The sequence below is a fragment of the Vreelandella subglaciescola genome, from assembly GCF_900142895.1.
Lineage (GTDB): Bacteria > Pseudomonadota > Gammaproteobacteria > Pseudomonadales > Halomonadaceae > Vreelandella > Vreelandella subglaciescola.
Genome location: NZ_LT670847.1, coordinates 1,699,746 through 1,712,691 on the forward strand (window position 1 = coordinate 1,699,746; position 12,946 = coordinate 1,712,691).

Consider the following 12,946-nt stretch of genomic DNA (forward strand, 5'->3'; position numbering starts at 1 on the left):
TTGCTTTAGCAGCAGATTCGGGCGTACCCGCCCCACTGTTAAAGGTGGCGCATTCTAATGGCTGAGCCAGCATGGCGTCAAGAGCTGCGGGCTTTTTTGCCGGCCTTGACGCCATGCTTGGCTGCAGTGCCTCGGGCTAGAGCTCGTCGTCGTCAGAATCAAGAGCGGTCAACTGAGCCCCAAGCTCCTGCTCGACTGCCGTCGCTGACGGATTGAGCAGGGGCTCGACGTCGTCGCGCTTGCGGCGGCGTTCGGCGTGGTGGGTAAGCCCGGTACCGGCCGGAATCAAACGGCCGACCACCACGTTTTCTTTCAGGCCGCGCAGATAATCGCGCTTGCCGGTTACCGCCGCTTCGGTCAGCACACGGGTCGTTTCCTGGAACGACGCCGCCGAGATGAACGATTCAGTGGCAAGGCTGGCCTTGGTGATACCCAGCAACAGGCGCTGATACTTGGCCGGGAATTTGCCTTCCTTCTCGAGGCGGGCATTTTGTTCCAGCACGCGTACCAACTCGGCCTGATCGCCGGTAATAAAGTCGGAATCGCCGGCGTCGGCAATTTCCACCTTGCGCAGCATCTGACGCACGATCACTTCGATATGCTTGTCGTTGATGCCTACGCCCTGCAGACGGTAGACGTCCTGCACTTCGGCGGTGATGTACTTGGCCAGCTCCGCCACGCCCAGTAGCCGCAGGATATCGTGCGGATTGCTTGGGCCGTCGGAAATCACTTCGCCTTTCTCGACGTTCTCGCCTTCAAATACCGCGATCTGACGCCACTTGTGAATCAGCATCTCGAACGGATCGCCGTCTTCGGGCGTGATGGTCAGGCGACGCTTGCCTTTGGTTTCCTTACCAAAGCTGATCATGCCGCTGATTTCGGCAAGAATGCCCGATTCCTTGGGCTTGCGCGCTTCGAACAGGTCGGCCACGCGCGGCAGACCACCGGTGATGTCCTTGTTGCCGGACGCTTCTACCGGAATACGTGCGACCACCTCACCGACGCCGATCTTGTCACCGTCATCGGCCGAGATGATCGCCTTGCCCGGCAGCAGGTACTGAACCGGCGTGGTCGAGCCGGCAATCGCCACGGACTCGCCCGCTTCATCCTTGAGCATGATCATCGGACGCTTGTCACGGCCGGCCATGGGACGCGCCGCCGCTTCGATAACTTCCATCGACGACAGACCGGTCATTTCATCCACCGAGCGGTGCATGGTCATGCCTTCGTCGAGATCGACAAACTGCGCCCGACCTTCCATTTCGGCAACGATCGGGTGCGTGTGCGGATCCCACTTGGCCACTACCGCACCGGCATCGACCACGTCGCCGTCGCGCACGGCAAGCTCGGCGCCGTAGGGCAGCTTGTAGTACTCGCGTTCGCGGCCATGATCGTCGGCGACGGCCAGGGCACTGGAACGTGAAACCACCACCAGCTTGCCGTCAGCGCGTTCAACGTGCTTGATATTATGCAGACGTACGCTGCCGCCGTGCTTGACCTGAACGCTGTCAACCGCCGAGGAGCGCGATGCCGCCCCGCCGATGTGGAACGTCCGCATGGTCAGCTGGGTACCCGGCTCGCCGATGGACTGCGCGGCGATAACGCCGACCGACTCACCCACGTTGACCTGATGCCCGCGCGCCAGATCACGCCCGTAACACGATGCACACACGCCGTGGCTGGTTTGACAGGTGATCGTGGAGCGCACGATGATTTCGTCCACGCCCATGTTCTCAAGCGCCGCACACCAGGCTTCATCGAGCAGCGTGCCGCGGGCGATCAGTATGTCGTCGTTACGCGGATCAATGACGTCCAGAGCGACCACGCGACCCAGTACGCGCTGGGACAGCGGCACGATGATATCGCCGCCTTCGATGATCGGGTGCAGCGTCAGGCCTCTTTCAGTGCCGCAGTCGGTCTGGGTAATTACCAGATCCTGCGCCACGTCAACCAGACGGCGCGTCAGGTAGCCCGAGTTGGCGGTTTTCAGTGCCGTATCCGCAAGCCCTTTACGCGCCCCGTGGGTCGAGATGAAGTACTGCAGTACGTTCAGACCTTCACGGAAGTTGGCGATGATCGGCGTTTCGATGATCGAGCCGTCCGGCTTGGCCATCAGGCCACGCATACCCGCCAGCTGACGAATCTGTGCGGCACTACCACGCGCACCGGAATCGGCCATGATGAACACGCTGTTGAACGAGTCCTGCTCGACTTCGTTGCCGTCGCGATCGATCACGGTTTCTTTCGAGATGCCCGCCATCATTGCCTTGGCCACTTTATCGTTGGCCTTGGACCAGATGTCGATGACCTTGTTGTACTTCTCGCCGGCGGTAACCAGACCCGACGAGAATTGATCTTCGATTTCTTTCACTTCGGCTTCGGCCGCGTCGACGATCTCGGTCTTGGCGTCGGGGATAACAAAGTCGTTAACACCGATGGAGGCGCCCGACCAGGTCGCCAGACGGAAGCCGGTATACATCAGCTGATCGGCAAAGATGACCGTGGGCTTGAGGCCCGAACGGCGATACACCTCGTTGATCAGCCCGGAAATGGCTTTTTTCTTCATCGGCTGATCGATCAGCGCGAACGGCACGCCTTCCGGAAGAATCCGGAACAGCATGGCACGGCCGACCGTGGTGTCTTCGAGCCGCCGGTGCTGGCTTTTCTCACCGGTTTCTTCGTCAACGTCGACTTCGTCCAGACGCACCTTGATCCGCGCATGCAGCGAGACCGCCCGGGTGGCGAAGGCGCGTTCGACCTCGTTGAGGTCGGAGAAAATCATGCCTTCGCCCTTGGCGTTGATGCGCTCACGGGTCATGTAGTAAAGACCCAGCACCACGTCCTGGGACGGCACGATAATCGGCTCGCCGTTGGCCGGCGAAAGCACGTTATTGGTGGCCATCATCAGCGCGCGGGATTCCAGCTGCGCTTCAAGCGTCAGCGGAACGTGCACGGCCATCTGATCGCCGTCAAAGTCGGCGTTGTAGGCGGCACACACCAGCGGGTGCAGCTGGATGGCCTTGCCTTCGATCAGCAGCGGCTCAAACGCCTGGATGCCCAGACGGTGCAGCGTCGGCGCACGGTTGAGCAGTACCGGGTGCTCGCGAATGACGTCGGCAAGAATGTCCCAGACTTCGGGCAGCTCGCGCTCGACCATTTTCTTCGCCGCCTTGATCGTCGAGGCGTAGCCCAGCGACTGCAGCTTGGAATAAATGAACGGCTTGAACAGCTCCAGCGCCATTTTCTTGGGCAGACCACACTGGTGCAGGCGCAGGGTCGGGCCCACGGTAATCACCGAACGACCCGAGTAGTCGACGCGCTTGCCCAGCAGGTTCTGACGGAAACGCCCCTGCTTGCCCTTGATCATGTCGGCCAGCGACTTCAGCGGACGCTTGTTGGAGCCGGTGATGGCACGGCCACGGCGGCCGTTATCCAGCAGCGCATCGACCGCTTCCTGCAGCATCCGCTTCTCGTTGCGCACGATGATGTCCGGCGCGCTGAGGTCGAGAAGACGCTTCAGACGGTTGTTGCGGTTGATTACCCGGCGGTACAGATCGTTGAGATCCGAGGTCGCAAAACGACCGCCGTCAAGCGGCACCAGCGGACGCAGGTCCGGCGGCAGTATCGGCAGCACTTCCATGACCATCCACGCCGGCGCGTTGCCGGAGTAGTAGAAGGCCTCAAGCAGCTTCAGACGCTTGGACAGCTTCTTGATCTTGGTTTCCGAGTTGGTCTGCGGAATTTCTTCGCGCAGATGATTGATCTCTTCTTCAAGATCAATGTCCTTGAGCAGCTCCTGCACCGCTTCGGCACCCATGCGGGCGTCGAAGTCGTCGCCGAACTCTTCAAGCGCTTCGAAGTACTGCTCGTCATTGAGCAGCTGGCCACGTTCGAGCGTGGTCATGCCCGGATCGATCACCACAAAGGACTCGAAGTACAGCACGCGCTCGATGTCGCGCAGGGTCATGTCGAGGAACATGCCGATACGCGAGGGCAGCGACTTCAAAAACCAGATGTGCGCGACCGGCGAGGCCAGCTCGATATGGCCCATGCGCTCGCGGCGCACGGCGGCCTTGGTGACTTCCACGCCGCACTTTTCGCAGATGATACCGCGGTGCTTCATGCGCTTGTACTTGCCGCACAGGCACTCGTAGTCTTTTACCGGGCCAAAGATCTTGGCGCAGAACAAGCCATCACGCTCCGGCTTGAAGGTACGGTAGTTGATGGTCTCGGGCTTTTTCACCTCACCGAAGGACCAGGAGCGAATCAGGTCCGGCGACGCCAAGGTAATCTTGATGGCGTCAAATTCTTCGGACTGAGATTGCGATTTGAGGACTTTCACCAAATCTTTCATTGGGGGCTCCTAGCTCTCTAACTCGATATCGATGCCCAGCGAGCGGATTTCCTTCACCAACACATTGAAGGATTCCGGCATGCCTGCCTGCATGGTGTGATCGCCGTCCACGATGCTTTTGTACATCTTGGTGCGCCCTTCGACGTCATCCGATTTAACGGTGAGCATCTCCTGCAGCGTATAGGCCGCGCCGTAGGCCTCAAGTGCCCAAACTTCCATCTCACCGAAGCGCTGACCACCAAACTGTGCCTTACCGCCCAGCGGCTGCTGGGTTACCAGCGAGTAAGAGCCGGTGGAGCGCGCGTGCATCTTGTCGTCAACCAGGTGGTTGAGCTTCAGCATGTACATGTAGCCAACGGTGACCGGGCGGTCAAAGGACTCGCCGGTACGTCCGTCGTAAAGCGTCATCTGACCGGAATCCGGCAGGTCGGCCAGGCGCAGCAGCTGCTTGATCTCGAACTCTTCGGCACCGTCAAACACCGCTGTGGCCATGGGCACGCCGCCCTTGAGGTTCTTGGCCAACGCAATAACGTCGTCGTCGGTCAACAGCGACAGATCCTCGACCTTCAGGGTGCTTTCGGTGTTGTACACCTGCCCCAAAAAATCGCGTATTTCAGCCACTTGCGTTTCACGAGCATCCTTCAGCATACGGTCAATCTTGACCCCTAGCCCGTGCGAGGCTAACCCCAGGTGGGTTTCAAGCACCTGCCCCACGTTCATCCGTGAAGGTACGCCCAGCGGGTTAAGCACCACGTCGACAGGCTCGCCTTGCTCGTCAAACGGCATGTCTTCCACCGGCATAATTGCCGAGATGACACCTTTGTTACCGTGACGCCCGGCCATTTTATCGCCCGGCTGGATGCGACGCTTCACCGCCATGTAGATCTTGACGATCTTGAGCACGCCCGGCGCCAGATCATCGCCCTGGGTAAGCTTGCGCTTCTTGTCCTCAAAGCGCTCGTCCATTTCCTTGCGGCGATTTTCCAGCTGCTCGTCGGCCTGAGCCAGCAGCTCGTTGTGGGCTTCTTCCTGCATGCGCAGCTTGAACCACTGCTGACGCGGCAGCGCATCAAGGTAGGCGTCGTCAAGCACATCGCCCTTGGCAAGCTCGGGCCCGCCGTTAACGGCCTGACCCACGAGCGTGCGCTGCAGACGCTCGAAGGTAGCGTCTTCAGCGATGCGGTAGGTTTCCTGCAGGTCGCGGCGCACTTCGTCGAGCTGCATTTCTTCGATGGCAAGCGCGCGTGGGTCTTTCTCCACACCGTCGCGGGTGAAGACCTGCACGTCGATTACCGTGCCTTTCATGCCGGTCGGCGCGCGCAGCGAGGTGTCTTTCACGTCGCTGGCCTTCTCACCGAAGATGGCACGTAGGAGCTTTTCTTCCGGCGTCAGCTGGGTTTCGCCCTTGGGCGTTACCTTACCCACCAGAATATCCCCCGGCCCGACTTCGGCACCGATGTAGACCACGCCCGCTTCATCCAGACTAGACAGCGCCGATTCGCCCACGTTGGGAATATCCGAGGTAATTTCCTCAGGCCCCAGCTTGGTGTCGCGCGACACGCTGGTCAGCTCCTGAATATGGATCGTGGTGAAACGGTCCTCCTGAGCCACCCGCTCGGAGATCAGGATGGAGTCCTCGAAGTTGTAACCGTTCCACGGCATGAAGGCCATGCGCATGTTCTGACCCAGCGCCAGGTCGCCCATGTCGACCGACGGACCGTCGGCGAGGATATCGCCGCGTGCCACGCTGTCGCCCGGGCGCACAATGGGGCGCTGGTTCATGCAGGTGTTCTGGTTGGAGCGCACGTACTTGGTCAGGTTGTAGATATCCACGCCGGCTTCGCCGCCGATGATCTCATCCTCGTTGACCCGTACCACCACGCGACGGGCATCGACGGAATCGATGATGCCGCCACGGCTGGCCACTTCACAGACGCCGGAGTCACGCGCAACAAAGCGTTCCATGCCGGTACCTACCAGCGGCTTGTCGGCGCGCAGCGTAGGCACGGCCTGACGCTGCATGTTCGCACCCATCAGGGCGCGGTTGGCGTCATCGTGCTCCAGGAACGGAATCAGCGCGGCGGCAACGGATACCACCTGACGCGGCGAGACGTCCATGCGCGTGACCTGCTCGGGGCGCATGAAGGTGGTTTCGCCGCGGTGACGAACCTGCACCAGGTCATCAATCAGCTTGCCGCTTTCGTCCACGGCAGCAGACGCCTGGGCGATAACGAAGTCGCCTTCTTCGATAGCCGACAGATAGACGATCTCGTCGGTCACCTGACTATCAACCACCTTGCGGTACGGCGTTTCCAGAAAGCCGTAGCTGTTGGTATGGCTGTACGTCGCCAGCGAGTTGATCAGGCCGATGTTGGGGCCTTCCGGCGTCTCGATCGGGCACAGACGGCCGTAGTGCGTGGCGTGTACGTCGCGCACCTCGAAACCGGCGCGCTCACGGGTCAGACCGCCCGGGCCCAGCGCCGAAACGCGACGCTTGTGCGTCACCTCGGACAGCGGGTTGTTCTGATCCATGAACTGCGAGAGCTGGCTGGAACCGAAGAACTCTTTCACCGCCGCCGCGACGGGCTTGGCGTTGATCAGGTCTTGGGGCATCAGGCCTTCGCTTTCGGCCATGGACAGGCGCTCACGCACCGCCCGCTCAACGCGTACCAGGCCCACACGGAACTGGTTTTCGGCCATCTCACCCACGCAGCGAATGCGGCGGTTACCGAGGTGGTCGATGTCATCCACGTTGCCAAAGCCGTTACGGATACTGATCAGCTCGCGCAGCACATCGAGGATATCCTCGCGGCCGAGCACACCTGAGCCGGTGTCGGTACCGCGGCGCAGGCGACGGTTGAACTTCATGCGGCCCACGCCCGACAGGTCGTAGCGGTCCTCAGAGAAGAACAGGTTGTGGAACAGCGTCTCGGCGGCCTCTTTGGTGGGCGGCTCGCCGGGGCGCATCATGCGATAGATTTCCACCAGCGCGCCAAGGCGCGAGTCGGTGGTATCAAGCTTCAAGGTATCGGAAATGAACGAGCCGCAGTCCAGATCATTGGTATACAGCGTCTCGATCTGGGCAATACCGCCCTGCCCGATCTTTTCCAGCAGTTCAGGGGTGATTTCGGTATTGCTCGGGCAGATCAGCTCGCCGGTCTTGGCGTCGATCTGATCTTTGGCCAACACCTTGCCGCACAGGTACTCCATCGGCACGTCCAGACGATCCAGGCCGGTCTTTTCCAGCTGGCGGATGTGCTTCTGGGTCACTCGACGGCTTTCTTCGACGATAATATTGCCGTCGCTGTCCTTGATGTCGAACGTCGCAGTTTCACCGCGCAGACGTGCCGGCACAAGCTCTACCGCGAAACCGTTTTTCTCGATGTGGAACACGCTGGTAGCAAAAAACTCGGCGAGGATTTCCTCGGTGCTCATGCCCAGCGCGCGCATCAGCACGGACGCCGGCAGCTTGCGGCGGCGGTCGATACGCACAAAGACGTTGTCTTTGGGATCAAACTCGAAATCGAGCCAGGAGCCGCGGTAAGGAATCACGCGAGCGGAGTACAAGAGCTTGCCGGAGGAGTGGCTCTTGCCCTTATCGTGGTCGAAGAATACACCCGGCGAGCGGTGGAGCTGGGAAACGATGACGCGCTCGGTGCCGTTGATCACAAAGGTGCCGTTTTCGGTCATCAGGGGGATTTCCCCCATGTAGACTTCCTGCTCTTTAATATCCTTGATGGCCTTGTTGGAGGAATCGCGATCATAAATGATCAAGCGAACCTTGACGCGCAGCGGGGCGGAATACGTCACGCCGCGCAGCTGGCACTCCTTAACATCGAACGCCGGCGTGCCGAAACGGTAGCTGACATATTCAAGTGCCGCATTACCGGAGAAGCTCGCAATCGGGAACACGGACTTGAACGCCGCGTGCAGACCGATTTCGTGCCGCTCGTCGGGCGAACGATCTTGCTGGAGAAAGTCGTAATAGGAATCAAGCTGGATGGCCAGCAAGTAAGGCACATCCATCACTTGGGGCAGTTTGCCGAAATCCTTGCGGATGCGTTTTTTCTCAGTGTATGAGTAAGCCATCTGTATTCCCCAGCTTGTTCACCATGGGTGACCGATGCGCGTGGTCATCTGCCCCGCGGGCGTTTCAGACGCAGACAGCAAGCTCCTGAATGGGTAGCTCGCCGTCAAAAATCTTTATCTCGTCGCGTATGTTTCAACGCATTCTGTTGCCGCTTGGCTGATATTAAAGCGTAACAGCAACAGAAAAAGGCCGGCAGCGGGAAAGGCCCGCCGCCAGCCAAGGAAGCTTACGCAGCGCGTAAAGCCGACAGTATCAAGATTACTTGATCTCGACGGCAGCGCCAGCTTCTTCCAGCTTGGTCTTCGCTGCTTCAGCGTCGTCCTTGGACATACCTTCCTTGATAGTCGCCGGAGCACTGTCAACAGCACCCTTGGCTTCTTTAAGGCCAAGGCCGGTGATCTCGCGAACTGCCTTGATCACGTTAACTTTCTTATCGCCGGGGCCGTTCAGCACCAGGTCAAATTCAGTCTGCTCTTCTTCAACTTCAGCTTCGCCACCCGGGCCAGCAACAACAGCGGCCGCGGCGGTTACGCCGAATTTCTCTTCCATCGCTTCGATCAGCTCGGCGACTTCCATAACGGACATGTCAGCGACGGCGTTGATGATATCGTCTTTGCTCAGTGCCATTGTTTCATTCCTAACGTTGCGGGAGTTTCGCATCGGCGAAACTCAAAAGTTTTGCCTGGTTCATGCCGCCTGCCTGTATCGCGCAGTGCCGCATTCGGAAAAGGGGCTTACGCCGCCTCTTCTTCTTTCTGGACGCGCAGGGCATCCAGGGTACGAACCAACTTGCCAGCGGAAGCTTCTTTCATGACCGACATCAACTGGGCAATTGCCTCGTCGTACGTCGGCAGGCTTGCCAGACGGTCAATGTCAGCAGCCGGAATCAGCTCACCTTCGTAGGCCAGCGCCTTGACTTCGAAATCCGGTGCGGCTTTGATGAAATCCTTGATCAGACGCGCAGCGGCGCCGGGATGTTCATTGGAAAAAGCCAGCAGAGTCGGACCTACGAACGTCTCATTCAGACACTCCCACTGAGTGCCTGTCAGGGCGCGGCGTGCCAGCGTGTTGCGCACAACACGAATCTGGACGCCATTCTCGCGGGCCTGCTTGCGCAGAACGGTCATTTTGTCGACCGCGACGCCACGAGAATCGGCAACAACGACGGAGAGTGCGTCCTTGGCCGCTTCACTGACTTCGGCAACAATCGCTTTCTTGCCTTCAAGTGCTAGTGGCACAGTGATCACTCCTTCGTGCCGAAACCTGTCACCAGATTCCGGAGTTACCATCCCTTTCCGCACTCTTGAGTAGCGGAAAGCCGTAAAAGATGGTGCTCACCCGAAAGTGCAACGCGATGCTTTCGCTTGACGTTGAACTGGCTGGCGGCAACACCATCTGCGCAGGCGCTTGCGCATTAAGCCGCTTCATGCTGTCAGACGACAGGCAGCAGCACCTGCGGTCTTTGACGGTGCACCGCGTTCAGCACGGAGACCGCAAAGTTCTTGCTCATAAAACTGTCTACCTAAAACCGCCTGTCTAACACGGTCTGTCTAAAACCATCTACCACAACGTCTGGCCGAATATATCGTTCCGCCAGACGTTCGCTGCCCGGTTTATACCAGCGCGGCGTGATCAATCGTCAGACCCGGGCCCATGGTGGTGGACAGCGTCATCTTCTTGAAGTAAATGCCTTTGGACGTGCTCGGCTTGAGGCGCTTCAGGTCGGCGACCAGCGCTTCAAGGTTGCCTTTGAGTGCGGTGACGTCAAAGTCGGCCTTACCCAGCGTCGTGTGGATAATACCGTTCTTGTCGGTACGGAAACGCACCTGACCGGCCTTGGCGTTCTTGACCGCGGTCGCAACGTCGGGCGTTACCGTGCCGACCTTGGGGTTCGGCATCAGGCCGCGCGGACCCAGAATCTGGCCCAGCTGACCCACAACGCGCATGGCGTCGGGAGAGGCGACGACGACGTCAAAGTCGAGGTTGCCTTTCTTCACTTCAGCAGCCAGATCGTCCATGCCGACGATGTCAGCACCGGCGTCTTTAGCGGCTTGCTCGTTGGCACCCTGGGTAAAGACGGCAACGCGTACGTCTTTGCCCGTACCGTTGGGCATCACGGTTGCACCGCGAACCACCTGGTCGGATTTACGCGGATCAACGCCCAGATTAACGGCGATGTCCACGGACTCCTTGAAGTTGACGGTAGACAGCTCGGCCAGCAGGGCCGCTGCTTCGTCAATGGAGTAAGTCTTGTTGGCATCGACTTTTGCGCGAATCTGCTGCGCACGCTTGGTTAGCTTCGCCATGATTACAGACCCTCCACGTTAAGACCCATGCTACGGGCGCTACCAGCAATGGTGCGCACCGCGGCGTCGAGATCGGCAGCCGTCAAGTCAGGCTCTTTGGTCTGGGCAATCTCTTCGAGCTGCTCGCGAGACACGCTTCCGACCTTGGTCTTGTTCGGCTCACCCGAACCCGACTTGATGCCTGCGGCTTTTTTCAGCAGCACGGCAGCCGGCGGCGTCTTGGTGACGAACGTGAAGCTACGGTCAGAATAGACGGTAATAACCACAGGCGTCGGCAGGCCGGGCTCAATGTCTTGAGTCTCGGCGTTGAACGTCTTGCAGAATTCCATGATATTCACGCCGTGCTGACCCAGCGCGGGGCCCACGGGCGGACTCGGATTGGCTTTGCCTGCAGCAACCTGCAGCTTGATATAAGCCTGTACTTTCTTGGCCATTTTCTACTCCAGATGGGTAATAGCGCCTTGCGGCTCCCCGGTGACAGCAAATCGCCCCAAGGGCGATTTGCACGTTAAATACGTTGCGTCGTGCTTCACTGACTTTTTCGACGACTACTCTTTTTCGACTTGGGCGAACTCAAGCTCAACCGGCGTGGCACGGCCGAAGATCAGCACGCTGACCTGCAGACGGCTCTTCTCATAGTTGACTTCTTCGACCACGCCGTTGAAGTCGGCAAACGGCCCGTCGGTGACGCGCACGGACTGGCCCGGCTCGAACATGGTTTTCGGCCGCGGCTTGTCGGTGCCGTCTTTCACCCGGCGCAGGATGGACTCCGCCTCGCGGGTGGTAATGGGCGCGGGCTTGTCTTTGGTGCCGCCGATAAAGCCCATTACACGCGGCGTTTCGTTGACCATATGCCAAGTATCGTCGGCCATTTCCATCTCGACCAGCACATAGCCGGGATAGAACTTGCGCTCGCTCTTGCGGCGCTTGCCGTCACGCATTTCGACGACTTCTTCGGTCGGCACGAGAATCTCGCCAAAGCGATCCTCAACGCCGTAAAGCTTCACGCGTTCGGCTAGCGAACGCATGACGTGCTTTTCAAAACCGGAATACGCGTGAACGACGTACCAACGCTTGGACATGAAAACTCCTAACCGATCACGCCGGACATCGCCCAGCCGAGAAGCGTATCAATTAACCACAGCAACAAGCCGACCACCATGACGGCGACCAGCACAATTGCGGTTGTTTGCACGGTTTCTGCCCGCGTGGGCCAGATAACGCGCTGAATTTCTTTCTTTGATTCACGGGCCAGGGTGACCAGGCTGCGCCCCTTGGTCGTGGTAAGCGCGACCGCGGCGGCAAGCACACAAAAAACGACAACGCCCAGCACGCGATACAACAGGCCAACACCGGAAAAATAGGTGTTGCCTACCACTGCAACTGCCAACAGCGCTACTACCGCCACCCATTTGAGCCCGTCATGGCGCGTCTCTTGCACCTCGGCGCCATGTTTTACAGAATTAGGCTTCATAAAAACGAGACTCCTCGGGAGTGCGGCAAACGATAAAGGAAATCTGGAAAGGCACGCCAACTTGGGGAAAGCTGGCAGGCCAGGAGGGACTCGAACCCCCAACCTGCGGTTTTGGAGACCGCTGCTCTGCCAATTGAGCCACTGGCCTGTATCGTTGCTGCTACGGGCATCATTGCGATACCCAGTAACAGCGGCCGTCATACTAGCGGACAAAAACCCGCCTGACAACCCCTATTACCATCAGCACGAAACAGCTGCTGATGGAGACAAAAAAAGCGAGCTACGCTCGCCTTCTCTGCAATATGGAGCTCATGAACGGAATTGAACCGTTGACCTCACCCTTACCAAGGGTGTGCTCTACCCCTGAGCTACATGAGCGCAATTCGTACGAACTGGCACGCATATTGGAGCGGGCAGCGGGGATCGAACCCGCATCATCAGCTTGGAAGGCTGAGGTTCTACCATTGAACTATGCCCGCAGCTCTTATCGCTGCCAGTCATGAAGCTGGTGGAGGGAGAAGGATTCGAACCTTCGAAGCTTTCGCGGCAGATTTACAGTCTGCTCCCTTTGGCCACTCGGGAATCCCTCCAACACTGGCGGCGAATTATACCGCCTTCCAAAACAATGTCAACTAGCTGTCAATAAATACGCGATAAAAACGTTATTAAAAACAATACTATCAACATCAAGCCGGCGCTTTATGGCCGCTGCTTTCTGCCTT

General features: G+C 59.0%; 8 protein-coding genes and 4 tRNA genes. All 12 read right to left on the reverse strand.

Going from position 1 to position 12,946, the window contains the following annotated elements; translation table 11 throughout:
- Positions 1–136 precede the first annotated feature (136 nt).
- The 12 genes from rpoC to B5495_RS08000 all read right to left on the reverse strand — a co-directional run bounded on the left by rpoC (position 137) and on the right by B5495_RS08000 (position 12,814).
- Positions 137–4,354: a DNA-directed RNA polymerase subunit beta' gene (gene rpoC / locus B5495_RS07945; RefSeq protein ID WP_079552775.1), complete on the reverse strand. Its 4,218-nt coding sequence runs from the start codon at positions 4,352–4,354 to the stop codon at positions 137–139.
- 9 nt (positions 4,355–4,363) lie between these two features.
- Entirely contained in the window at positions 4,364–8,443 is a 4,080-nt protein-coding gene (rpoB, locus tag B5495_RS07950; protein ID WP_079552777.1) for a DNA-directed RNA polymerase subunit beta, read from the reverse strand.
- Between the two features lie 259 nt (positions 8,444–8,702).
- Entirely contained in the window at positions 8,703–9,071 is a 369-nt protein-coding gene (rplL, locus tag B5495_RS07955) for a 50S ribosomal protein L7/L12 (protein ID WP_079552779.1), read from the reverse strand.
- Positions 9,072–9,178: 107 nt separating this feature from the next.
- A complete protein-coding gene (gene rplJ, locus B5495_RS07960) occupies positions 9,179–9,682 on the reverse strand; it encodes a 50S ribosomal protein L10 (RefSeq protein WP_079552780.1) in 504 nt (167 codons plus the stop codon).
- A 375-nt stretch (positions 9,683–10,057) separates the two neighbouring features.
- Positions 10,058–10,750: a 50S ribosomal protein L1 gene (rplA, locus tag B5495_RS07965; RefSeq protein ID WP_079552782.1), complete on the reverse strand. Its 693-nt coding sequence runs from the start codon at positions 10,748–10,750 to the stop codon at positions 10,058–10,060.
- A 2-nt stretch (positions 10,751–10,752) separates the two neighbouring features.
- Entirely contained in the window at positions 10,753–11,184 is a 432-nt protein-coding gene (rplK, locus tag B5495_RS07970; RefSeq protein WP_079552784.1) for a 50S ribosomal protein L11, read from the reverse strand.
- Positions 11,185–11,298: 114 nt separating this feature from the next.
- Positions 11,299–11,832, reverse strand: a complete 534-nt coding sequence (gene nusG, locus B5495_RS07975) for a transcription termination/antitermination protein NusG (protein WP_079552786.1) — start codon at positions 11,830–11,832, stop codon at positions 11,299–11,301.
- Positions 11,833–11,840: 8 nt separating this feature from the next.
- On the reverse strand, positions 11,841–12,224 hold the full coding sequence (gene secE, locus B5495_RS07980) for a preprotein translocase subunit SecE (RefSeq protein ID WP_079552788.1): 384 nt from the start codon (positions 12,222–12,224) through the stop codon (positions 11,841–11,843).
- A gap of 72 nt (positions 12,225–12,296) precedes the next feature.
- A tRNA-Trp gene (locus B5495_RS07985) sits at positions 12,297–12,372 on the reverse strand.
- 155 nt (positions 12,373–12,527) lie between these two features.
- A tRNA-Thr gene (locus B5495_RS07990) sits at positions 12,528–12,602 on the reverse strand.
- A 27-nt stretch (positions 12,603–12,629) separates the two neighbouring features.
- A tRNA-Gly gene (locus tag B5495_RS07995) sits at positions 12,630–12,703 on the reverse strand.
- A gap of 27 nt (positions 12,704–12,730) precedes the next feature.
- A tRNA-Tyr gene (locus tag B5495_RS08000) sits at positions 12,731–12,814 on the reverse strand.
- Between the last annotated feature and the right edge of the window lie 132 nt (positions 12,815–12,946).

What these genes read in the sequence shown, in the direction of transcription:
- rpoC (WP_079552775.1), bottom strand. Translation starts at nt 4,354, where the DNA reads ATGAAAGATTTGGTGAAAGTCCTCAAATCGCAATCTCAGTCCGAAGAA.
- rpoB (WP_079552777.1), bottom strand. Translation starts at nt 8,443, where the DNA reads ATGGCTTACTCATACACTGAGAAAAAACGCATCCGCAAGGATTTCGGC.
- rplL (WP_079552779.1), bottom strand. Translation starts at nt 9,071, where the DNA reads ATGGCACTGAGCAAAGACGATATCATCAACGCCGTCGCTGACATGTCC.
- rplA (WP_079552782.1), bottom strand. Translation starts at nt 10,750, where the DNA reads ATGGCGAAGCTAACCAAGCGTGCGCAGCAGATTCGCGCAAAAGTCGAT.
- rplK (WP_079552784.1), bottom strand. Translation starts at nt 11,184, where the DNA reads ATGGCCAAGAAAGTACAGGCTTATATCAAGCTGCAGGTTGCTGCAGGC.
- nusG (WP_079552786.1), bottom strand. Translation starts at nt 11,832, where the DNA reads ATGTCCAAGCGTTGGTACGTCGTTCACGCGTATTCCGGTTTTGAAAAG.
- secE (WP_079552788.1), bottom strand. Translation starts at nt 12,224, where the DNA reads ATGAAGCCTAATTCTGTAAAACATGGCGCCGAGGTGCAAGAGACGCGC.